Source organism: Wocania ichthyoenteri Th78, assembly GCF_000789235.1.
GTDB lineage: Bacteria > Bacteroidota > Bacteroidia > Flavobacteriales > Flavobacteriaceae > Wocania_A > Wocania_A ichthyoenteri.
Genome location: NZ_KN525716.1, coordinates 3,220,739 through 3,242,547 on the forward strand (window position 1 = coordinate 3,220,739; position 21,809 = coordinate 3,242,547).

Consider the following 21,809-nt stretch of genomic DNA (forward strand, 5'->3'; position numbering starts at 1 on the left):
ATCTTGTTTTTTTTTATTTGAAAGTTATTTTATTTTTGGAAAGGTTCGTTTAATGTTTTTTAGGATATGAAATCGTTTTAATGTTTTATATCCGACGTTGTAGCACATTTGAGAAAAAAAATATGAGTAAAATTTTAAATTCAAGTTTTTTAATAATTATTTCATTTCTGACTTTAGGGAATTCGTCTGAATTGAAAACTCTGAATGAAGCTGAATATGAAAAAAACTTAAATATTGCGACTGAATTATATTTAACTAAAAAGGAAATACCTAAACCCGTTTTAATAAAATTAGTTCCTGAAAATTATGTTGAATTTGACATTTATTACGGAACAACTGGTCCTGACCACAAACTGGGAAAAACTGACTTTTTCTATGAAACTACTCGATTGATTTTTGAAGAAGTGACTTCTGGAAAAAATAATGATTTCTATTTGCCAAGTTTAAATTTAGCGAGTTTTGCAGATGGAGAATATGCAGAGAGTTTTATAGAGTATTTAGAGTTAATAATAAATGCGGACAAGGAAAAATTTTGTAAATCAATAAGTAGAATAAAATATAAAAATCGTAATCCGATTAAATTTTATTCGGAATTAAATAAATGTGAATAAAAACGTGCTACAACACCGTGTCCTATGAAAAGCACTAGCCTAGTTCTTCAAAGTTAATATTTATTTTTTTGATTATCTCATAATGATGGTTCTGTGGTGTTGGAATGTTGATAATTCCGATAGGATTATCAACATTTCAATCGCCTTTAAATAACTTGCTCCGCATCCTATATGTGATCCATTGTAAAACTTGATGGTCACCAGCATCTGTATGATCATAAGCTATAATAAACCTGGTCACTTGCTATAAATGTGTGATACCTATTAATCTGGTTCACCTACGGTGTTTTGTGATACAGGTTTTGCTACTTCTTTGTGAGCTTGGTTATTGATTTATATTATTCTATAACACCTATGGTGTAGGGTGTTTCTGTTTTTATGACCGCTAAGGTTCTACTCAATAATTTACGTGCTATTTTCACTATGATGCTCTTTACGTTCTTCCCTACATGTTTTCTATAATAAGCCTGCATCACAGGATCTGTTCGTATAGCTTGCCATGAGGCTTCTATAAAATAACTCCGCATTAATCGATGTGCTCGCATGGTGATGCCTGTGTGCCTTTGGTTGTCGCCACTCTGGTGAATTCCTGGTGCCAAACCTACGTAGCCCGCTAAATGTTTTATGCTCTTAAAGCGGCGCAGATCTCCCAACTCGCAGATGATACCACAAGCGACAATACCTCCTATTCCTGGAATACTACGTAAAAGATAATAGTCCTTTTTTATAATGCTTGCGACAATAAGCCCGAAGTTTGCTGGATACATCGCGTAATTCCTTATCTATAAATCTGAAGTTTCGCATTCTGCTATCCAAAGTCTCTCGAGCTGTAGGGTGGCTAAAAGTTAAGGCCTCTAGCCAATCTCTAAACTTATGACTCCAATGATCATTATCAAAGGCCTCTGGAATGCTTACACCAAAATATAATAACTGCATTTTTATATAACTCTTCACCCGTCTAAAATCCTTAACCAAATCGTTGCGTCTTCTAAAAAGACTACGCAGTTGCTCACGCTCTACATCTGGAATAGTAATACTCTCCAATCTTCCATCCTTTAGTTCTCGGGCTATTAATTGAGCATCAATCTTATCGGTCTTGGTAAAGCGTTCTTTTCCCTTGCGATGGATATCTGCTGGATTTACAACCAGTGAGCGCCAGCCATAATCCTCAAAGTTACGATGGGCATAATAGCCACAGCAGCCTGCTTCGTAAGCTATTGAAACTTCATGACCCTTAAAATGGGTAGTGACATACGTTTTTAATAACTCTGGCTTTGGGGGCATGGTAAAGGACTTGCCTGAAAATAAATCGGTCGCACAGTGAATTTTCCAACTACGTTTGTGAATGTCAATACCAATGTATAACTTTGGTTGGGCAGTAATTTGAGTGTTCATATCTTTTAAGTTTTTGTGAATTATAAAGATACTTGACTTACTGCTTTTTCATCGATGCTAAAAAAAATTGCTAGTTTTAGCCTACTTACGAAAATCCTCTCGGATTTTCTTGGTTAGTGTTATATTTAGTAACTTTATTGCTTAAACCACGCAACTTTTCCTACACAAACTCGTTAAACGAAGGTAACTGAAATTTTTTACAAAGTCAAGTAACAAACGAAGTCGGTATTACAATTTGTAGCTTAGTAATTAATTTAAGTTATAAGTAAAAAACATTCGTGAATTCGTGGCAAAAAAAATAGCATCACAACCTAAAAACCTCATAACTTTGATGCACTTGTTTTACAGCAGCTTCGGTACGTTCAGCATGTGTATCACTTATAAATAGTTGCCCAAAGTTTTCATCATCAACTAATTTAATAATTTGTGCGACGCGTTGTTCATCTAACTTATCAAAAATATCATCTAATAATAAAATAGGATTTACACCACTTTGTGCTTTTATAAAATCGAATTGCGCCAATTTTAAAGCGATTAAAAACGATTTTTGCTGACCTTGACTCCCGAATTTTTTAATAGGATGACCTTCAATATTAAACAACAAATCATCTTTATGTACGCCAACACTGGTGTATTGCAAGGCTTTATCTTTATTTATGGCGTTTTTTAAAAGGGTGTTTAAATTATTATCAAACAAATCGCTGTGGTAAACCAAATCAACATCTTCGTTACCATTACTAATGGCTTCGTAGCGTGCTTTAAAAATGGGAATAAAGGTTTTTAAAAAGGCATTGCGCTTTTCAAAAATTTCAGCACCAAAATCGGTTAATTGATTGTTGTAAATCTCTAAAGTATCAGCATTAAACGTATGGTTCAACGCAAAATATTTAAGTAACGCATTGCGTTGTGCTAATACTTTGTTATACTTAATTACATGACTTAAATAGCTTTTATCGCTTTGTGAAATTACAGAATCTATAAATTTTCGGCGTGTATCGCTGCCTTCAATAATTAAATCTCTATCGGCTGGAGATATAATAACTAAAGGCAAAAAGCCAATATGCTCGCTAAATTTTTCGTATGCTTTTCCGTTGCGTTTTATTACTTTTTTTTGTCCGCGTTTTAAGCTAATAATTACTTTTTCGGTTTTCTCATCTTTTTCATAGTCGCCATTAATTACAAAAAAAGCTTCGTCGTGTTTAATATTTTGAGTAGCTATAGGATTGAAATAACTTTTTCCGAAGGATAAATGATAAATAGCATCTAAAACATTGGTTTTTCCTATGCCATTGTTGCCAACAATACAGTTTATTTTAGTGTTGAAAGTGAACGATTTACTATCAAAATTTTTATAATTAAGTAACGAAAGTGATTTTAAAACCATACAAAAAGTAACATAAAAAGTATTAAGAAGCTGCGATGCTTTAAAAGGAAGTGCAAATTATTGAAAAATATCAAATAAATACCCTTTTAGTTATGAAGAAAAATTATATTTTTGCGCCACATTAATTATAACGAATAAATGGCGACTTACAAGAAAAAATATAAAGCTAAGAACAAAGCAGAGAAAGAACAAAACATTGAAGATGGCTCAACTACAGCTGAAGTTTTTAACACGCTAGACGAAACAGCATCAAAAACCGAAGCGTTTGTTGCGAAGAATCAAAAATACATTTTCATTATTATTGGTATTGTAGCTGCGGTTGTTTTAGGATCTTTAGCTTATAAAGAATACATAGCAAAACCAAAACAGTTAAATGCTATGAACGATATGTTTCAGGCTCAAAAATATTTTGATCAAGCTGTAAATGGCGTAGCAAAAGATTCGTTATTCAATTTAGCATTGAATGGTGGTGAAGGTAAATTTGGAATGTTAGATATTATTGAAGAATACAGCGGAACACCATCTGCAAACTTAGCGAGCTATTATGCAGGAACGGCTTATTTAAAGTTGAAGGATTATAAAAATGCAGTTGAACATTTAAGTAATTTTAAAAGTGATGATGAAATTCTAGCAGCATTAGCAAAAGGAAATATAGGTGATGCTTTTGTGCAATTAGACCAAAAAGAGGATGCTTTAAGTTATTACGAGCAAGCAGCCAAATTGCGAAATAACGAATATACTACACCAATGTATTTGCATAAAGCAGGAATTATTGCTTTAGATTTAGGGAAAGCTGACAAAGCATTAGCTTTCTTTAAAACTATTAAAGAGGATTATTCTAATTCTACAGAAGCTGCAAATGTTGATGTGTTTATAGGAAAAGCGCAAGTATTGGCAAGTAAATAATACCCATTTAATATATGATATGGCAACGGTAAATAAAAATTTATCCGATTACGATAATACAACAATCCCAAATGCGAGCAAATTTCGGTTTGGGATTGTTGTTTCAGAGTGGAACGATACTATTACTGAAGGCTTGTATAAAGGCGCATACGATACCTTAATAGAAAATGGTGTATTGCCAAATAACATTGTGCGTTGGGATGTTCCAGGAAGTTTCGAGCTTATTTATGGCGCAAAAAAAATGCAGGAGCAAATGGTAAATGCTGTAATTGCCATTGGAAGTGTTATTCAAGGAGAAACGAAGCATTTCGATTTTGTTTGCGAAGCCGTTTCACAAGGGATTAAAGACCTAAACGTTATTCGAGAAACACCAGTTATTTTCTGTGTACTTACAGATAATAACATGCAACAAGCCATAGAACGCTCTGGTGGAAAACACGGTAATAAAGGGACTGAAGCTGCTGTTGCTGCTATTAAAATGGCGGAACTTAGGAAAAATAGCTAGTTTAATTAAACACGTCACTACGAGTTTTACTTTTTTGTAATTAGCCTGTGCTAAGCGCAGTCGAAGTATGGCAGTCTGTTTAAAATGAAAAGATTGGCACAGTCATACTTCCTTCGCAATGACGTAATGATTTATATCGATTTTGTTAACAATTTTTGGCATCTCAACTTCTGTTTTCTGTCCGTTTTTAAGTATTTTTGATAAATAAGCATTTGTTATTTTGTTTAAACAACGAAAACATAAAACCTTTAATTATCAACCTCGGTTTTCTAACGAAGAAGAAAAGGATTCTAATTTAGAGGAGCGTACAGAAAAAGAATTTGTTTCAAAATGGAAACGAGAACGAAGTCCTAAATCAAAGATGGGTTTAAGTATGTCAATACGTACGCTAATCTTAGTTTTGGTATTATTATTGATTTGTATGTATATATTGGATTCTAAATTCGGGTAACTTTAAAAACTTTAGAAATTATGGGACTTTTAAAATTGCGTAAAAACAAAAAATTCAGTTATACACCACGTTACTATAAAGGAGAAGGTAGTCCGTTTGAAATAACGCATAAGTTTGACGAACACAGAACAACAGTTGGTAGTAATTCAGGTTTAAAAACAAAATTTAATAATGCTTTAGAAGATTATAAAAACCCAGACAAAAAAGCAAATAGGCGAATTTTGATTATAGTTGGCGTTCTTGTTTTGGTATTTCTTTTTATTATCGATTTCGATTTATCTATTTTCTTTTCTAAATAAATACATGGCAGACATTATTCAACTTTTACCTGACCACGTTGCTAATCAAATAGCTGCTGGAGAAGTTGTACAACGACCAGCTTCGGTAGTTAAAGAGCTTTTAGAAAATGCTATTGACGCAGGAGCAAATACAATTAAACTTATTATAAAAGATGCTGGTAAAACCCTTATTCAAGTTATTGACGATGGTAAAGGTATGAGTACTACCGATGCACGATTAAGTTTCGAGCGCCACGCCACATCTAAAATTAGAACAGCCGACGATTTATTTCAGCTGCACACCAAAGGCTTTCGTGGCGAAGCTTTAGCAAGTATTGCTGCCATTGCTCATGTTGAGTTAAAAACTAAACAGGAGCAAGACGATGTTGGAAGTACTATTGTTATTGAAGGGAGTAATGTAACATCGCAAGAGGTAGTGGTAACCCCAAAAGGCACATCAATTTCTGTAAAAAATCTGTTTTTTAATATTCCTGCACGACGTAATTTTTTGAAGTCGAATACGGTTGAATTACGCCATATTATTGATGAATTTCATCGAGTAGCATTAGCGCATCCAAATATTAGTTTTGCTTTATATAACAATGGAAGCGAAGCGTTTAATTTACCAATTAGTAAGTACAGACAGCGTATTGTAAACATCTTCGGAAATAAAACCAATGAGAAATTAGTGCCTGTTGAAGAAGATACCGAAGTGCTGAAAATTTCAGGATTTGTTGGTAAACCCGAGTACGCAAAAAAAACCAGAGGCGAACAGTATTTTTTTGTTAATGATCGCTTTATAAAAAGCGCATATTTAAACCATGCTATAGCATCAGCTTTTGATGGTTTGCTTAAAAATGGTACACACCCCAGTTATTTTTTAAACTTAACAGTCGACCCGCAAACCATTGATATTAATATTCATCCCACAAAAACAGAAATAAAGTTTGATGACGAGCATACGCTTTATGCTTTATTACGTTCGGCAGTAAAACATAGTTTAGGGCAATTCAACATTGCACCTGTTCTTGATTTTGAAAGAGATTCAAACCTCGATACACCCTATAATTATAATAAAACAGATACAAATACACCAACGATTGAAGTCGATAGAAGCTTTAATCCATTTCAAGAAGAAACACAATCTAAAGCTAGAGCAGTGGCTTACAAAAAAGAACCCGTTGCAAGTTGGGAGAATTTATATGTGGGATTAGAATCGAAAGGCACAAAAACACAACAAGATTTTAGCGAGGTTCATTTTGAGAGTGAAGAATCTACAGGCTCTATATTTAATGATGATAAGCAAGTTGATAAAATCCAAACCACCTATCAGCTTCATAACAAATACATAGTAAGTACCATTAAATCTGGTATGTTAGTTATCGATCAACACCGTGCGCATCAACGTGTTTTATACGAAGATTTTCTTAAAAACATGACGATTAAAGAAGCCGTAAGTCAGCAATTATTATTTCCGCTTCAGCTTCATTTTTCAATCCAAGACATTGAAATAATAAATCAATTAAAAGAAGATTTAGAACATACAGGTTTTATATTTTCTAGCGTTAATAAAGAATCAGTTGAAATTATAGGTGTTCCTGTAAGTGTACCAGAAAGCGAGGTGTCTATTATTTTAGAACAGCTTATTAGCGATGTGGAAAACGAGGTACCCGATACGCATTTTAGTGCTACCGATTTATTAGCAAAATCGATGGCAAAAAGTTTGGCGATTAAAACAGGACAATCTTTACAAAAAGATGAGCAAGAGCATTTGGTAAACCGTTTATTTGCTTGTAAAGAACCTAATGTGTCGCCTACTAATAGAACAACATTTGTAACGATGAGTGTTGATGAATTAGATAAAAAATTTATATAAATATGATGAGAATTTCAGATACCGTTAAGCATTTAATCATTATTAATGTGATTATGTTTATAGGGACTATGTTTATTGGAGGAAATTTGTTTTCCAATTTGTTTACGATGTATTTTCCTAAAAATGAAGCATTTCAACCTTGGCAAATTATTACGCACATGTTTATGCATGGAAGTTTAATACATATTGCTCTTAACATGTTTGGACTTTGGATGTTTGGTTCTCCAGTAGAGCAAGCCCTTGGTTCTAAGCGTTTTTTGTTTATTTATTTTTCTGCAGGTTTAGGAGCATTAGCACTTCAACTAGGTGAATATTATTTTAGATTTTTGCCTAGTTTCAATGAGTTGATAACCTCTGGTATATCTGAAGCAGAGATACTTAAGTCGTTGTCTTCTGGTGTTCCACCAACTGGGGTTAGTACACTTCAATTCAATCAACTAGAAGATATTTTTCAAATTTATAATACTGGTATGGTTGGAGCTTCAGGGTGTTTGATGGGAATTATAGCAGCTTTTGGTATGATGAATCCGAACGCAGAATTAATGTTGATTTTTTTACCAATTCCAGTTAAAGCTAAATATTTTATTCCTGGTATTTTAATAATTGAAACAATTTTGGGATTATCTGGACAATCTATTTTTGGAGGTGTAAATATTGCGCATTTTGCTCATGTTGGCGGAGCAATAACAGGTGCCATTATTATGTGGTATTGGAAAAAAACACAGTTTAATAAAAACCGTTGGAATTAAAATGACATCACTCTCTCAAGACATAAAACATAAATTATCTAATCTTAATGTATTAGAAAAAATTATAGCCATTAACGTTGTTGTTTTTGCTATTGGATTAATTTTTAAAAATGGACTTTCTTGGTTTGAATTACCAAGTGATTTTTCTGATTTTATTCTAAAACCGTGGTCAATTATTACTTATGCTTTTTTACATGGTGATTTTTTCCACATCCTATTTAACATGCTTTGGCTTTATTTTATAGGGCGTATGTTTTTAAATTTATTTAGTGCTAAAATGGCGCTTAATATTTATTTTCTTGGTGCTATTTCTGGCGGATTATTATACATGCTTTGTTATACTTTATTTCCAAACATATTTGGCGCTAATTCAAGATTAGTTGGTGCATCTGCTGCTGTTAGAGCCTTATTAATTTTTATTTGTGCTTATATGCCAAATCAAGAAGTACGCTTTTTTACGTTTAGCTTAAAGCTTTGGTATGTAGGTGTTGCTATTGTTGTTTTAGATGTATTAGGCTTATTTGGTCTTAACGCTGGTGGTAATTTAGCGCACTTGGGTGGTGCTTTATTAGGGTATTATTACGCAAAACAATTATTAAAAGGTAAAGATATAGGTAAAGGTTTCGAGAAACTTATGGATGCTTTTGTAAGTCTATTTAAACCTTCAAAAAAATCACCTTTAAAAACGGTACACAAAAATAAAACTAAAGTTGGTGGTTATACTAAAGGCGAATTTAATCAGTTTAATAATCAGAAAAAAATAGATGTTATATTAGACAAGATTAGCAAAAGCGGTTATGATAGTTTAACTGCCAAAGAAAAGGAGTTTCTTTTTAAAGCAGGAAAGTAACTTCGGTCATCACTCATCAAGATTAACGCCATGAAAAAACTAAGTTTTATAAATAAAATTATTTACTTTATAAATGCAGTTTTCGCTATCCTTCTTTTGTTATCATATCTTTTGCCTTTTGCATCTCCTAAAACATTTTCGGTATTATCTGTTCTTAGTTTAGGCGTTGCTTTTTTAATTTTGTGTAATGCTCTGTTTTTTTTATACTGGCTCATTAAACTTAAAAAGCAATTTATATTATCGTTTGTAGTGCTTTTAATTGGCTATATATTTTTTGGATCGTTATATAAATTTTCATCTTCAAAACATATTGAAAATCCTAATAACTTTAAAGTAATGAATTATAACGTGAGGTTATTTAATCTTTATAATTGGATTCCTGAAGATAGTGTAGAAACTAACATTGTTGATTTTATTAGAACCGAATCACCAGAAATTTTAAGTGTTCAAGAATATCATCCGCATAAAAACATAGATTTATCTTTTTTTAAATATAAATTTGAAAAGCTTTCTGGTAAAAAAACAAAGTACGGACAAGCCATTTTTTCGCAATATCCTATTATTAATTCTGGCTCTATTGAATTCCCTGAAACAGCTAACAATGCCATATTTGCTGATGTTGTAAAAGGAATGGATACTATAAGAATTTATAATATTCATTTAGAATCATTACGTATTAATACCAAAGCCGAAAGTCTTAAAAAAGAAAATTCTGAACGTCTTTTTAATAGAGTCGGTACCACGTTTAAAATGCAGCAGTTTCAAGCCGAATTATTTTTAATGCATAAAAAGCAATGCCCATACAAAATGATAATCTGTGGCGATTTTAACAACACTGCATTTTCGTATGTATATAGAAAAATTAAGGGTAATTTGAATGATGCTTTTATTGAAGGAGGCAATGGTTTCGGGCGGACTTACGATTTTAAATTTTTCCCTATAAGAATCGATTTTATTTTAACTGATGATGCTTTTTTAATTAATAGATTTAAAGCTTATAACGCCCATTATTCTGATCATTATCCGATAATGACTACTCTGAGTTTAGAGTAATTACGTCATTGCGAAGGAGGAACGAAAGCCTGTATTGAGCTTAGTCGAAATATGGCAACCTGCTTGTTGTAAACTATTCACATAAAACTACAATCCACCACATCTGCAATAATATGAATAACTAATCCTAAAGCTACTAATCTAGATTTTTTAGGAATTAATAGAAACAGATAAAATGTTATGGCAAAATAGGAGTGAAGCGGATGAAAGCCTATACTGCATCTATTTGGGTCAAAAACGGGGTTCGCTAATAAATGATCTAAATCTATTAGCATACCAGAAATCATAATTAAAAAAGCAAATTTCCAATTCGGTTTATACCAAATTAAAGCTACAAAAAGCGGAATTAAAAAATGACATCCATAATGTGCAAATGTTTGTAACATTATAGTGGTGTTAAGGTTTGAGATTCTAAATAATTTAAGGCATTTGGACCTTCATTAAATAACAAGTCTAAAATACTCAAATTAGGAATAAAACCGTGCTTATTGCTAAATACTTGTGTGTAAGTTTCAAATGGTTGAATTTGTTCTTTTTTAACATTTACTAAGTATCTAAAATCTGTTTTATTTTCAATCGTTTTCTGGAAAACTTGAGTTTTAGAAGTGTTTAATTCTAATTGTAAACACTCACAAATAACCTCAAAACATGTCATGTTAAAATCTAAAATATAATCTGATTTTAATTCAAATAAAGGCTGAAGTTCATCTTCATAATATTCAAAAAAAGGAGACGTTCTGTAAGCTGAAAGTAATGATTTCCAATGAAGACTTTGCCATTTTTCTTTATTAAAAATTTTAACGTCCTTATATTTTTGACGATTTTTTTGAGTATAAATTACAGGAATATTTAAAGCTAATTTTCCGTTAGCACCATAAATATAAGTGCGATTTCTGTAAGTTTGTTTTACAAAATTATCATCAACTTCAAATACTACCTGTTCTGAATTTACAATAGCAACAAAATGTGCAATACTAGGGAAATATGTTGGATGAAGTAGGATGCTCATTCGTGGATGCGTTTATTTGTTGATTTGATAGTTCCGTAACGCATTCAACTTATTAGTTATGCTTTCAATTTGTTCTCTTAAATTTTTATATTCTTTTGAATTGATGAACTCCAATTCGTGTGCAATAATAATTTGGTTTAAAACTTCTACAGCGGAACTAAATGCCATAATTGTAAAATGAGCTTTGTCTTTATTCGTTTTTCTTGCAGATCCTTCTGCTATATTTGAGCAAACTGAAATTGAAGCTCTTCTTAATTGAGAAGTTAAACCAAACTTTTCGCCAGAAGGAAATTTTTTAGTGATTAGATACATGTCTTTAGTGAGTTTTTTAGACTCAATCCATACCTCTAGTTTTTCAAAGCTATATGTGAACATCTTTTTTAATATCAGATAACCAAATAAACAAAAAACAAATCAACTTTTCTTCTTGCGTGCTCTCCACTTATTAAACCCAATATACCCAAATAGGAAAATTAAAAAAGGAATAAAATAAGACGTAGCTTTTCCAGTGCCGCTAACCGTCGTAAAAAAGCGTTCCCAGCGCGGGTTTTTAATACCGTCCCAGCTCATCCAAATAAACACAGGTTTGCCTAAAACATGATCAAAAGGGACAAAGCCCCAACGTCTGGCATCTATAGAGTTATGGCGATTATCTCCCATCATCCAGTAATAGTTTTGTTTAAAAGTATACGTGTCTGCAACTTTACCATTTATAAAAATTTGATTGCCTTTTACTTGTAATGTGTTGCCTTCGTATTCTGTAATTACGCGTTTATAAAGTGGTAAAACTTCTAAATTAATATCGATGGTTTTACCTTCTTCTGGAATGTAAAGTGGTCCAAAAAAATCAACATTCCAATTGTAATTCGGATCATGTGGAAAAATATCAGAGTCTCTTTCTCCTTTTACTTGTTTATTTGGTGTAATGCTAGCAACATTTGGATGATTTTTAAATTTAGCTAATGCTTCATCAGAAATGGCTGAAAAGTAATAAGTGTTCTGCTGGTTTGTTATACCAAATCTGTCAGTAATGTCGTAGCGTTCTTTAAGGTATTTGGCATTAAATTGATTGGTTTTTGGTTGCACTAAATAACTAAACTGTAGATGCGCTCTATCTGGTAACTCATTTTTCTTTCCATTTATATAAACATAACCATCACGAATTTCTAAAGAATCACCAGCAATAGCAACGCAGCGTTTTACCAAATTGGTTTTTTTATCAATAGGTTTATAGTAGTTTCTATCTGGAGTGAAATCATCCATATTTCGAAGCGTGTCTGCAGGTTGATTAAAAACAACAATCTCGTTTCTATCAATTTTCTCAAACCCTGGTAATCGTAAATATGGCAATTGTAATTTATTTATCCACGATGTTTTTCTTTCTTCAAAATGATCGTTAAATAAATACGATTTCTTATTTAAAACAGGAATGGTATCGTGTACCATAGGGGCTCCAACAGTCGTCATAGGTATTCTGGCACCGTAATGAAACTTGCTAACAAAAAGAAAATCGCCAACTAACAATGATTTTTCTAAAGATGACGATGGAATAGTAAAGGGTTGAATAAAATACGTATGTACAATGGTTGCGGCAACAATAGCAAATAAAATAGAACTTGTCCATTCGCCAGAACCCGATTTTGGTTGCAAATCTCTTTCTTTTATATAGGTAGCATCTGCGACATAATTTAAATAGAAGTTATAAAATCCAAGAGTTATAACGGCTAAAAAGGTGTCGAGGTATGTGTTTTTTCCAAAGCTTCTTGCGGTTTCTACCCATACTACCATTAACATAATGAGGTTTACAATGGGTAAGAATAATAGAATAATCCACCACCAAGGGCGATTTATTATTTTCATTAAAATAACACCATTATAAACAGGAACGAAGGCTTCCCAGGCTTGTCTGCCTGCTTTAATATATAGTTTCCAAGTGCCTAAACCGTGAATTACTTGAATAATCAAGATGAATATAAACCATTGCGTTAGCGTCATAACTTATTTTATTGATAATTGTCTAATGACAATTGATTTGTTTTATTGATTTGTTTGTTGCAAATTATATTATGCTGTTACATATAAGTTAAACATTAACCTATATTTAACACGTCGTTCATAGTGAAAACACCTGTTTTACCCACAATCCATTCTGCTGCAACTACAGCTCCTAAAGCAAAACCTTGTCGGTTGTGTGCTACGTGTTCTATAGATATAGAGTCTACTTCACTCTCATAACTTACGGTATGTGTTCCTGGCACATTTTCAATACGTTTTGCTGTAATTGGAATGACTTTTTCTCCGTTTTCATCTAACTTCCAGTTATCGAATCCTTCATGTTGAGAAATAATACCATCTGCTAAAGATATCGCTGTTCCGCTTGGTGCATCTAATTTTTGAGTGTGATGAATTTCTTCCATCGAAACGTTATATTGTTTTAACGCGCTCATCATTTTTGCAAGTGTTTTATTCAACTCAAAAAAAATATTAACACCTAAACTGTAGTTTGATGCATAAATAAAAGCACCATCTTTTTCTTTGCATAAATTTAGGGCATCATTATATTTATGTAGCCAACCTGTAGTACCAGAAATAACTGGTACGTTATTATTTATACAATTAGAAATATTATTGAAAGCAACATCTGGGATACTAAAATCTATGGCAACATCGGCTTTTGTAATATCGTAGTCTGTATCGTCTTTATCTACTGTTAAAACAATATTATGCCCGCGTTTAATGGCTATTTGTTCTATGGTTTTCCCCATTTTACCATATCCGAGTAAAGCTATATTCATATTGTATGTTTAATGCCCATTATGGGCTTAGAATTTAAAGTTTAAGGTTAACCCGAGATTACTTGTAGCATCTCTTTTATTTATTTCATAATGTGGCGCTAATGTTAAATTTTCATCTACATTATATTGCAATAAATGTGCATCTACATTGGCATCAATAATATTTAGAGCATACAAGCCGACGGTTACTAAAAGTGAAATTTCTTTGTTTTTTCTGAATAATTTTTGAGCACGACGTAAACCATCATCAGTAACTCTAGGAGTTGGTAGTTGGTCGCCATTAGCATCTAAATAAAATTCATCATTTGTAAAACCTGCTAATCTGCTTTTGTAAGCATCGCGGTATCGGTTGTATTCTTTGTTGTTGGTGGTATAAAAATAGATTCCAGTACCCAAAGCCGCATAAACTAAAGGTATTTTCCAATATTTTTTGTTGTAAGCTTGCCCTAAACCTGGTAAAATGGCTGAGTAAAATGCTGCTTTTGCAGGTGATAATGGGTTGATAGGGTCTTTGATTTTAATAATAGAATCTACAACAACTTCTTTAGGTAAATCTCCCAGTTTTTTATCATCATCTTTATTTTGAGCTAATAATGAAAAGCAACTTATAAGTAAAAATATTATTGTTATTAAAATCTTATTTAGCACCTTGAACCAATTTTTTAATACGATTAAAATCTTCTTCAGAATGAAAAGGAATCGTTATTTTTCCTTTTCCGTTTTTAGAGACTTTAACGTCAATTTTGTGTCCAAAGTATTCTGAAAATGCTGTAATTCCTTTTTTTATAAATTTTGGCACATCTTCATTATCTTCTTTCTTAGAAGGTATTTCTACATTTTCATTACTATTAAAATTACGCACTAAACCTTCCGTTTCTCTAACCGATAATTTATTAGAGAGTATTTTTTCGTAAATATCTAGTTGAATCGATTGGTCTTCAATAGTAATTAAAGCGCGCCCGTGTCCCATAGAAATAAAACCATCGCGCATACCCGTTTGTATGATAGGGTCTAGTTTTAATAAGCGTAAATAGTTAGCAATGGTAGAGCGTTTTTTTCCAACACGCTCGCTCATTTGCTCTTGGGTTAAATTAATTTCGTCGATTAAACGTTGGTATGAAAGCGCGATTTCAATAGGGTCTAAATCTTGGCGTTGAATATTTTCAACCAAAGCCATTTCCAACGATTCTTGATCGTTCGCAATTCTTACATATGCAGGAATGGTTTCTAATCTTAATAATTTTGAAGCTCTAAAACGGCGTTCCCCAGATACTAATTGGTATTTGTTTAATCCTAATTTTCTAACTGTTATGGGTTGAATAATGCCTAATTCTTTTATCGAAGATGCTAATTCCCGTAATGATTCTTCACTAAAATTTGTACGTGGTTGAAACGGATTGACTTCAATAAAATCTAAATCCAGCTCAACAATATTACCTATAACTTTGTCGGCATTTTTATCTTGAACAGATTGAATATCGTTACTCGGGTCTTTTAAAAGTGCCGATAAACCTCTGCCTAAAGCTTGTTTTTTAGTTGCTTTAGCCATAATTTAGGAATTTTTATTGATAATTTCTTTTGCCAAACTTAAGTAATTACTCGCGCCTTTGCTACCTGCATCATAATTAATTATGCTCTCACCATAGCTTGGTGCCTCGCTTAATCGCACGTTACGTTGTATAATGGTTTGGAATACCATATTGTTAAAGTGCCTTTGTACTTCTTCTACCACTTGGTTAGATAATCTTAAACGCGAATCGTACATAGTAAGCAATAAGCCTTCAATATCTAATTCTGGGTTGTGAATTTTTTGTACACTTTTAATAGTATTTAAAAGTTTCCCTAAACCTTCTAAAGCAAAGTATTCACACTGAATTGGTATAATTACAGCATCAGCGGCAGTAAGGGCGTTTAATGTTAATAAACCCAAAGATGGCGCACAGTCAATTAAAATATAGTCGTAATCATCTTTAATTTCAAGTAGGGCTTTTTTTAGCATGTACTCACGCTCATCTTTATCAACAAGTTCTATTTCAATAGCCACTAAGTCAATATGAGCAGGAATAATATCTAAGTTTGGTGTTTCGGTTTTTACTATAGCTTCTTTTGCCGAATTAGAATGCTCTAAAAGCTGATAGGTTCCTATATCTACAGATTCTACATCAATTCCAATTCCAGAAGTCGCATTTGCCTGAGGGTCAGCATCAATAAGTAATACTTTTTTTTCTAGAACTCCAAGAGAAGCTGCTAAATTTATAGATGTTGTTGTTTTTCCAACACCACCTTTTTGGTTGGCAATTGCAATGATTTTACCCATTAATGATTTGGTTTTATTAAGCGTAAAAATACAATTATTTATGAGGAATAAAAACCGAACTTGTTAACATTCGATTAGCTACATTTTGTTGTGAGAAATCTCTATTTTTTTGTTAAATTTTTAACAAAAAAAGACAATTAGTTATCTTATATTTACAAAAACATCAAATATACATTATGAAAAAAATTAATTATCTACTAAAAATTTCACTTTGCTTTATCTTATTAGTTTCATTTTCAACAGCTGTTGAAGCTCAAATTAAAAAAACGGCAAGTGTTGAAGGTATTACAGAATACAAGCTAGATAATGGTATGAAAGTACTATTATTTCCAGATAATTCTGCACAAACCATTACAGTTAATATAACCTATATGGTTGGTTCTCGACATGAGGGTTACGGCGAAAAAGGAATGGCTCATTTGTTAGAACATATGGTTTTTAAAGGCACGCCAAATCATCCAGATATTCCTAAAGAGTTAACCGAACGAGGTTCTAGACCAAACGGCACTACGTGGTACGATAGAACTAATTATTACGAAACGTTTAATGCAAATGATGAAAACTTAGATTGGGCTTTAGATTTAGAGGCTGATAGAATGGTGAATTCATACATTGCTAAAAAAGATTTAGAATCGGAGTTTTCAGTTGTAAGAAATGAATTTGAAAGTGGTGAAAATTCGCCAACAGGTGTGCTCATGAAAAACGTTATTAGTGCTGCATTCTTATGGCATAATTATGGACAATCTACTATAGGAAATCGCTCTGATATTGAACGTGTGCCTATTGAAAATTTACAAGCTTTTTATAAAAAATATTACCGTCCTGATAATGCTATTCTTATGGTTACAGGTAAGTTTGAAGCTGATAAGACTTTAGCTTTAATTGAGAAAAAGTTTGCTGGTATTAAAAATCCAGAAACACCATTAAGAGATGTTCCAACTATTGAGCCTGCTCAAGATGGTGAAAAACGTGTTAATTTAAGCCGTGTAGGCGATCTGCAAGTTGTATCGGCATTATATCATACACCAGCTGGATCTCACGAAGATTATGCAGCATTAGCAGTTGCTGAAGAAGTTTTAACTGATCAGCCTTCCGGGAGATTATATAAAGCTTTAGTTGATGGTAAAAAAGCATCTAGTCTTTGGTCTTTTTCTCCGTTTACAAAAGAACCGTCGTTTTTATACATAAATGTTGATGTGCCTTCAGATAAGTCTTTAGCTGAAGCAGAAAGTACATTGCTCTCTGTATTAGATGGTTTAAAAGACAAACCAGTTACCGAAGAGGAAGTTAAACGTGCTAAAGCTAATTTGTTAAAGCAGATAGATCAGATAAGTAGAAATTCTGCTTATTTGGGAACGTATATGAGCGAATTTATTGGTGCTGGCGATTGGAGATTAGCCTTTATAACAAGGGATAGAATTGAAAGCATGACTGCCGAAAAAGTAAATGCTGCAGCACAACGCTATTTAATAAATACCAATAGAACTGTTGGTAATTTTATTCCAACAAAAACACCTATTCGTGTAGAAATTGAGCATACCGATGGACTTGATGCTTTGGTTTCTAGTTATAAAGGAAAAGAAGGTTACGGAGCAGGAGAAGCGTTTGATGTGTCTTACGAAAATATTCAAAACCGATTAGATTCTGGAACTTTAAATAAAACACCTATTGAGTATGGTTTTATTAAAAAAAATAACAGAGGTAAGTCTGTAACATTGTCGTTTACTATTAGAAACGGTAATGTGAATGATTTTATGAATAAAGGAAAAGTTGCTAGTTATACTGCAAGAATGCTTAACAAAGGCACACAGAATAACTCAAGACAAGATATTGAAGATAAATTGAGTGCCTTGAAATCGTCTGTAGGTTTTGGAGGTTCTAATGGTCGTGTAAATGTATATGTTAGTTCTACCGAAGAAAACCTTATGGAAACTTTAGCTTTAATGACAGATATGTTGAAGAACCCTAAATTTGACGAAGCAGAGTTAGAAAAACTTAAAACCCAAGAATTAGCTGGTATTGAACAAAATAAAACAGAACCGCAATTTTTAGCTCAAAAGAAATTAGGAGCACTTAATCAAAATTATAAAAAAGGACACCCACTTTATAAAACAAGTTTAGAAGAAGATATTGAAGCTATTAATAATGTTACAGTTGATGCTATTCAAAACTATTACAACGAGTTTTATGGCATTTCAGATAATGCAACATTAATTGCAATAGGTAATATTAATGAGCAATCATTAAAAGATTATTTCGAAAAAGAATTTTCAGATTTTAAATCTGATAAGCCTTACACACCAATATCTGATAAATATATAGCGAATAATGCAGCTAACGAAAAGATTAAAACTCCAGACAAAAAGAATGCTATTAGTATTGGTGTTTTAGCTTTTGAAGGCAGTCAAGTTGACGAAGATTATGCTGCTTTACAAGTTGCAGGATCAATTTTTGGTGGTGGATTTTTAAATTCAAGAATAGCAGGACGTTTACGTCAAAAAGATGGTATTAGTTATGGTGCTGGAGGTTACGTAAATGCAGATGCGGATGATAAAGATAAAAAATCATCTATTTTGGTTTATGCTATTTATGCGCCAGAAAATGCAGCTAAAGTGCAGAAAGGTTTTAGTGAAGAAATTGAACGTTTTATTGCAGATGGTATTACAGAAGATGAGCTTAAAGTTGCCGTTACAAGTTGGGTACAAGGGCAAAATGTATCAAGAGCTAAAGACAATGAATTATCTTCTACAATCAACAATAATTTATATTATGATAGAGATATGATGTTTTATAAAGATATTGAAGATCGTGTTACTAGTTTAACTGTTGATGATGTAAATAAAGTGATTAAAAAATACTTTAAAACCTTTGATAATTGGACGGTTGTAAATGCTGGAGATTTCGAAAAGTCACCAGAAATAAAAACAGACAAAAAAGTAGACTAAGAACTATCTTGATAACAAAAAAAGCCAATTGATATTTTTATAAATTGGCTTTTTTTTATTCTGTAAAAATATAAGGTTGTGTCCAAGCGTTTTCAAACAGTAAATCTTCAATAGGATTTTCGTGTAATTTTGAAGATGTTATTTTACATCTTACATAAAGCATATTATTTGTTAACTTAAAACTAGCTTTGCTACTTTCAAAAGAAGCAAATTCTTCAGGTTCAGCTTGTCCTTTTTCACATCCAATAAACGATATTTTATAAGTCGTGTTTTTATATTCTTTAACTTGAACAGAAAGGGTGTTGTTTTCGAATGTTAAGTCTTTTAATTCTACACCAGTACTCGCATAAAACTGTCCAACTTCCATAGCATCTATTATCGATTTTGGGTTGAGTGAATCGGCTTGCACCATAATCCAACCTCTACCAGCATTACTCCACTTACTGCCTTTTCTGTGGTAATGATGAGAATCATCGGTAGCAAGTCCGTACATTAATGGCTTGTTGTTTTCAATGTAAGCCATATTGATATAATCCCACATTAATTCTGTAGAAATATGCTCGTTATTTCCAGAGTTATGTACTGCGGGGTGACCATTATAAACCTCAAAAAACTGTTCGTTTTTCAACCCTATCATATCTTCAAGATTAATGGCATATCCAAAATTTGGGTGGTTAATATGAGCGATTATTGGAGTGCCGAATTCTTCTTTATGTTTTGCTACTTCATCTAAATTATTTTGCATAACTTCTAAAACACTATTGCCAGCTTGCGGATCTATTTTTCTTTTAACATTGGTAGCATTAATATGTATGGGCTTACCATTGTAGCTGTCTGTTATTTCTTCAGATTGAATGATTAAAAATTTACCATCTTCTTCAAATTTGGGTTTATATTCTTTGTAGGTTTTTAGTCTGACTTGAGTTCTGTTTAAGGAATCCTGTTTATGTTTAACCCAATCTGAACCATAGGTATTCAAATAATTTTTAAAGGCGTTTTGATAAATGGAATCATTAGAAATAGTTTTCCATTTTTCGCCTTCTGCTAAAGTATTATGATCTGTTAAAGCCACAAATTGATAACCGTTATTTTTATACCAATCCATAATAACCTCTGGGAATTCGTCGCCATCACTCCAATACGAATGGGTGTGTAAGTTTCCTTTATACCATTGTTTTTCAGAAGAAGGTTTGCTTTCGTTGCAAGCAAAAAATAAAATAAATATTGCTAGTGTTGATGTTTTTAAAGTGTTCATTTATTAAGGGTTTAAAAAAGTGATATAGCTAATATATGGAAAATGAACTTTGTTGAAGATTTGTTTGGAGGTTATTCATTGTTGTAAAACGTTTTTATTCAGACTAAAATCGGTAACCGATACTTATTGCGCGACGATTGATTATATTATGGTCTGTTTTATCAGCATTAAATAAATTTCCTCCCATTCCAAATAAAGCCTCAAAAGTAATTCCGCTTTTGGTAACCCATTTGTATCCAATACTTAAACCAGGTGATAAATCAATTACATCAGAACCTTCATTTGCTGTTAAATTTCCATTTACATCTCTTAGCTGTTTTCCATCAACAGAACCTATTGTTGCAAATCCTTCAGCAAAAAAACCTGAGGCATATTTCTGAGCAAAGTATCTTCTGTAAAAAGGCGTTATTTGAAAATTTACATCCTCATCGTATTTTTGACTAAAAGCATACAATCCAGTTATTCCTAATGATGACTTACTATTTAAATTTCTTTCATAAGTTCCTTCAAAAAGCCCCAATGATGTAGAATAAACATTAAGTTTTATTTCATTTTTATTTTCTAATGATTTAGAAATTGTTTTATTTTGACTTTGTCCATTGACAGAAAGAATTGAAAATAGCATAGCTATTATTAAAAAGGGTTTTTTCATAAAATGTAGATTTAAATTGTTTTATTAAGTTTAATTATTAATATGCAATAGGGTTTATGTTATTATCAACGTAATATTTTGAGTGTCGCAACCCTTTTCTTATCAGCCAAATAGCTAAAATTATTTCTTGTAATAAAATAGGAGTTGTTATAATTATATATTCAGTTGAAATGACTTCAATCAGTTGAAATAAAATTAAAAAGCTAGCAGTCATTATTAATATATTTCCTGTTATTCCCCATGTTGATAACCATATAGGGATATTTTTTTCTTTATAAAGTATACTGTATAAAAGTAAGTTTCCTAATCCTGTTGCTATAATTACACCCAAATGATTAATTAAATTTCGAGAAAGTTGTAATATTTCACCAACTGTTTCATAAAATATTAAATTTGAATTTATTCCAGTTGTGTATTTTTCACTCAAAATAATAAATGCTGGTAATACTATTATTCCTATTAACTGAAATACTCCAGCCATAAATCGAAATCCAACAAATCCAATAGAAAGAATGCTGTTATACTGTTTTAATATAGGATACAATATTAATGCAAAACCAATAAAAATTGGAATTAGAAGAAATTGAAAAAGTGCACTAATTAAAACTTTAGTTTTATTTAGATAAATAATTTCAAGATATTTTTCATCTTCAACAGAAGGAACAACACTTAAAACGCCAGCAATTATTCCAATAAAAATTAGAGTTCCTGCTATTCTTGAAATTTGTTTACTTTCCATATACTGCAAAAGTATATGGATATAATTTTCATTTCATTG

24 protein-coding genes are annotated in these 21,809 nt (G+C 32.0%); 10 read left to right on the top strand and 14 right to left on the bottom strand.

Going from position 1 to position 21,809, the window contains the following annotated elements:
- Window positions 1-122: 122 nt before the first annotated feature.
- Window positions 123-611 carry a hypothetical protein gene (locus RG22_RS14150; protein WP_034044456.1) on the top strand — a complete coding sequence of 163 codons (489 nt, stop codon included), beginning with the start codon at window positions 123-125 and terminating at the stop codon, window positions 609-611.
- A 338-nt stretch (window positions 612-949) separates the two neighbouring features.
- On the opposite strand, the gene RG22_RS17360 is transcribed toward RG22_RS14150, so the two are convergent.
- The 3 genes from RG22_RS17360 to recF all read right to left on the bottom strand — a co-directional run bounded on the left by RG22_RS17360 (window position 950) and on the right by recF (window position 3,390).
- Window positions 950-1,378 (bottom strand): transposase, encoded by a 429-nt coding sequence (locus RG22_RS17360; RefSeq protein ID WP_081997730.1) that lies wholly within the window; start codon window positions 1,376-1,378, stop codon window positions 950-952.
- On the bottom strand, window positions 1,311-2,006 hold the full coding sequence (locus tag RG22_RS14155) for an IS110 family transposase (protein WP_052143755.1): 696 nt from the start codon (window positions 2,004-2,006) through the stop codon (window positions 1,311-1,313). Before RG22_RS14155 ends, RG22_RS17360 begins: the two co-directional genes overlap by 68 nt.
- A gap of 304 nt (window positions 2,007-2,310) precedes the next feature.
- A complete protein-coding gene (gene recF, locus RG22_RS14160) occupies window positions 2,311-3,390 on the bottom strand; it encodes a DNA replication/repair protein RecF (RefSeq protein WP_034044458.1) in 1,080 nt (359 codons plus the stop codon).
- 138 nt (window positions 3,391-3,528) lie between these two features.
- Between recF and RG22_RS14165 the strand changes: the two genes are divergently transcribed.
- The 8 genes from RG22_RS14165 (at window position 3,529) to RG22_RS14200 (ending at window position 10,058) form a co-directional block, all read left to right on the top strand.
- Window positions 3,529-4,296, top strand: a complete 768-nt coding sequence (locus tag RG22_RS14165; RefSeq protein ID WP_034044461.1) for a tetratricopeptide repeat protein — start codon at window positions 3,529-3,531, stop codon at window positions 4,294-4,296.
- 19 nt (window positions 4,297-4,315) lie between these two features.
- A complete protein-coding gene (ribH, locus tag RG22_RS14170) occupies window positions 4,316-4,801 on the top strand; it encodes a 6,7-dimethyl-8-ribityllumazine synthase (protein WP_034044464.1) in 486 nt (161 codons plus the stop codon).
- A gap of 220 nt (window positions 4,802-5,021) precedes the next feature.
- Window positions 5,022-5,252 (top strand): hypothetical protein, encoded by a 231-nt coding sequence (locus tag RG22_RS14175; protein ID WP_034044465.1) that lies wholly within the window; start codon window positions 5,022-5,024, stop codon window positions 5,250-5,252.
- Window positions 5,253-5,272: 20 nt separating this feature from the next.
- Window positions 5,273-5,551, top strand: a complete 279-nt coding sequence (locus RG22_RS14180) for a hypothetical protein (RefSeq protein ID WP_034044468.1) — start codon at window positions 5,273-5,275, stop codon at window positions 5,549-5,551.
- A 4-nt stretch (window positions 5,552-5,555) separates the two neighbouring features.
- A complete protein-coding gene (mutL, locus tag RG22_RS14185) occupies window positions 5,556-7,406 on the top strand; it encodes a DNA mismatch repair endonuclease MutL (RefSeq protein WP_034044470.1) in 1,851 nt (616 codons plus the stop codon).
- Between the two features lie 2 nt (window positions 7,407-7,408).
- A complete protein-coding gene (locus tag RG22_RS14190; RefSeq protein ID WP_034044472.1) occupies window positions 7,409-8,155 on the top strand; it encodes a rhomboid family intramembrane serine protease in 747 nt (248 codons plus the stop codon).
- A 1-nt stretch (window position 8,156) separates the two neighbouring features.
- A complete protein-coding gene (locus tag RG22_RS14195; RefSeq protein WP_034046132.1) occupies window positions 8,157-9,005 on the top strand; it encodes a rhomboid family protein in 849 nt (282 codons plus the stop codon).
- Window positions 9,006-9,035: 30 nt separating this feature from the next.
- Complete coding sequence (locus RG22_RS14200; protein WP_034044474.1) at window positions 9,036-10,058, top strand: endonuclease/exonuclease/phosphatase family protein; 1,023 nt, start codon at window positions 9,036-9,038, stop codon at window positions 10,056-10,058.
- A gap of 77 nt (window positions 10,059-10,135) precedes the next feature.
- Here the strand turns inward: RG22_RS14200 and RG22_RS14205 are convergent, their stop codons facing one another.
- From RG22_RS14205 to RG22_RS14240, 8 genes are all read right to left on the bottom strand, one after another.
- Window positions 10,136-10,444: a DUF6122 family protein gene (locus tag RG22_RS14205; RefSeq protein WP_034044477.1), complete on the bottom strand. Its 309-nt coding sequence runs from the start codon at window positions 10,442-10,444 to the stop codon at window positions 10,136-10,138.
- The gene (locus RG22_RS14210; protein WP_034044479.1) at window positions 10,444-11,067 is read right to left on the bottom strand and encodes a WbqC family protein; all 624 of its coding nucleotides are present in this window, start codon (window positions 11,065-11,067) and stop codon (window positions 10,444-10,446) included. Before RG22_RS14210 ends, RG22_RS14205 begins: the two co-directional genes overlap by 1 nt.
- Window positions 11,068-11,079: 12 nt before the next feature.
- Window positions 11,080-11,442 carry a four helix bundle protein gene (locus RG22_RS14215; RefSeq protein ID WP_034044482.1) on the bottom strand — a complete coding sequence of 121 codons (363 nt, stop codon included), beginning with the start codon at window positions 11,440-11,442 and terminating at the stop codon, window positions 11,080-11,082.
- 39 nt (window positions 11,443-11,481) lie between these two features.
- Entirely contained in the window at window positions 11,482-13,062 is a 1,581-nt protein-coding gene (lepB, locus tag RG22_RS14220) for a signal peptidase I (protein ID WP_034044484.1), read from the bottom strand.
- A 95-nt stretch (window positions 13,063-13,157) separates the two neighbouring features.
- A complete protein-coding gene (dapB, locus tag RG22_RS14225) occupies window positions 13,158-13,862 on the bottom strand; it encodes a 4-hydroxy-tetrahydrodipicolinate reductase (RefSeq protein WP_034044486.1) in 705 nt (234 codons plus the stop codon).
- 27 nt (window positions 13,863-13,889) lie between these two features.
- Window positions 13,890-14,510: a DUF5683 domain-containing protein gene (locus RG22_RS14230; protein WP_034044489.1), complete on the bottom strand. Its 621-nt coding sequence runs from the start codon at window positions 14,508-14,510 to the stop codon at window positions 13,890-13,892.
- A complete protein-coding gene (locus tag RG22_RS14235; protein WP_034044490.1) occupies window positions 14,500-15,411 on the bottom strand; it encodes a ParB/RepB/Spo0J family partition protein in 912 nt (303 codons plus the stop codon). Before RG22_RS14235 ends, RG22_RS14230 begins: the two co-directional genes overlap by 11 nt.
- Window positions 15,412-15,414: 3 nt before the next feature.
- A complete protein-coding gene (locus RG22_RS14240) occupies window positions 15,415-16,179 on the bottom strand; it encodes a ParA family protein (protein ID WP_034044493.1) in 765 nt (254 codons plus the stop codon).
- Window positions 16,180-16,355: 176 nt separating this feature from the next.
- Between RG22_RS14240 and RG22_RS14245 the strand changes: the two genes are divergently transcribed.
- A complete protein-coding gene (locus tag RG22_RS14245) occupies window positions 16,356-19,124 on the top strand; it encodes a M16 family metallopeptidase (protein WP_034044495.1) in 2,769 nt (922 codons plus the stop codon).
- Window positions 19,125-19,179: 55 nt separating this feature from the next.
- On the opposite strand, the gene RG22_RS14250 is transcribed toward RG22_RS14245, so the two are convergent.
- The 3 genes from RG22_RS14250 to RG22_RS14260 all read right to left on the bottom strand — a co-directional run bounded on the left by RG22_RS14250 (window position 19,180) and on the right by RG22_RS14260 (window position 21,770).
- Window positions 19,180-20,379 (bottom strand): PHP domain-containing protein, encoded by a 1,200-nt coding sequence (locus RG22_RS14250; protein ID WP_034044498.1) that lies wholly within the window; start codon window positions 20,377-20,379, stop codon window positions 19,180-19,182.
- Window positions 20,380-20,482: 103 nt separating this feature from the next.
- The gene (locus RG22_RS14255; RefSeq protein ID WP_034044500.1) at window positions 20,483-21,031 is read right to left on the bottom strand and encodes a DUF3575 domain-containing protein; all 549 of its coding nucleotides are present in this window, start codon (window positions 21,029-21,031) and stop codon (window positions 20,483-20,485) included.
- A gap of 37 nt (window positions 21,032-21,068) precedes the next feature.
- Entirely contained in the window at window positions 21,069-21,770 is a 702-nt protein-coding gene (locus tag RG22_RS14260; RefSeq protein ID WP_052143756.1) for a DUF4386 domain-containing protein, read from the bottom strand.
- Window positions 21,771-21,809 lie beyond the last annotated feature (39 nt).

Bases quoted from the DNA above. Each gene is read 5' to 3' on its own strand.
- RG22_RS14150 (WP_034044456.1), top strand. From the start codon at position 123: ATGAGTAAAATTTTAAATTCAAGTTTTTTAATAATTATTTCATTTCTG.
- RG22_RS17360 (WP_081997730.1), bottom strand. From the start codon at position 1,378: ATGTATCCAGCAAACTTCGGGCTTATTGTCGCAAGCATTATAAAAAAG.
- RG22_RS14155 (WP_052143755.1), bottom strand. From the start codon at position 2,006: ATGAACACTCAAATTACTGCCCAACCAAAGTTATACATTGGTATTGAC.
- recF (WP_034044458.1), bottom strand. From the start codon at position 3,390: ATGGTTTTAAAATCACTTTCGTTACTTAATTATAAAAATTTTGATAGT.
- RG22_RS14165 (WP_034044461.1), top strand. From the start codon at position 3,529: ATGGCGACTTACAAGAAAAAATATAAAGCTAAGAACAAAGCAGAGAAA.
- ribH (WP_034044464.1), top strand. From the start codon at position 4,316: ATGGCAACGGTAAATAAAAATTTATCCGATTACGATAATACAACAATC.
- RG22_RS14180 (WP_034044468.1), top strand. From the start codon at position 5,273: ATGGGACTTTTAAAATTGCGTAAAAACAAAAAATTCAGTTATACACCA.
- mutL (WP_034044470.1), top strand. From the start codon at position 5,556: ATGGCAGACATTATTCAACTTTTACCTGACCACGTTGCTAATCAAATA.
- RG22_RS14190 (WP_034044472.1), top strand. From the start codon at position 7,409: ATGATGAGAATTTCAGATACCGTTAAGCATTTAATCATTATTAATGTG.
- RG22_RS14195 (WP_034046132.1), top strand. From the start codon at position 8,157: ATGACATCACTCTCTCAAGACATAAAACATAAATTATCTAATCTTAAT.
- RG22_RS14200 (WP_034044474.1), top strand. From the start codon at position 9,036: ATGAAAAAACTAAGTTTTATAAATAAAATTATTTACTTTATAAATGCA.
- RG22_RS14205 (WP_034044477.1), bottom strand. From the start codon at position 10,444: ATGTTACAAACATTTGCACATTATGGATGTCATTTTTTAATTCCGCTT.
- RG22_RS14210 (WP_034044479.1), bottom strand. From the start codon at position 11,067: ATGAGCATCCTACTTCATCCAACATATTTCCCTAGTATTGCACATTTT.
- RG22_RS14215 (WP_034044482.1), bottom strand. From the start codon at position 11,442: ATGTTCACATATAGCTTTGAAAAACTAGAGGTATGGATTGAGTCTAAA.
- lepB (WP_034044484.1), bottom strand. From the start codon at position 13,062: ATGACGCTAACGCAATGGTTTATATTCATCTTGATTATTCAAGTAATT.
- dapB (WP_034044486.1), bottom strand. From the start codon at position 13,862: ATGAATATAGCTTTACTCGGATATGGTAAAATGGGGAAAACCATAGAA.
- RG22_RS14235 (WP_034044490.1), bottom strand. From the start codon at position 15,411: ATGGCTAAAGCAACTAAAAAACAAGCTTTAGGCAGAGGTTTATCGGCA.
- RG22_RS14240 (WP_034044493.1), bottom strand. From the start codon at position 16,179: ATGGGTAAAATCATTGCAATTGCCAACCAAAAAGGTGGTGTTGGAAAA.
- RG22_RS14245 (WP_034044495.1), top strand. From the start codon at position 16,356: ATGAAAAAAATTAATTATCTACTAAAAATTTCACTTTGCTTTATCTTA.
- RG22_RS14250 (WP_034044498.1), bottom strand. From the start codon at position 20,379: ATGAACACTTTAAAAACATCAACACTAGCAATATTTATTTTATTTTTT.
- RG22_RS14255 (WP_034044500.1), bottom strand. From the start codon at position 21,031: ATGAAAAAACCCTTTTTAATAATAGCTATGCTATTTTCAATTCTTTCT.
- RG22_RS14260 (WP_052143756.1), bottom strand. From the start codon at position 21,770: ATGGAAAGTAAACAAATTTCAAGAATAGCAGGAACTCTAATTTTTATT.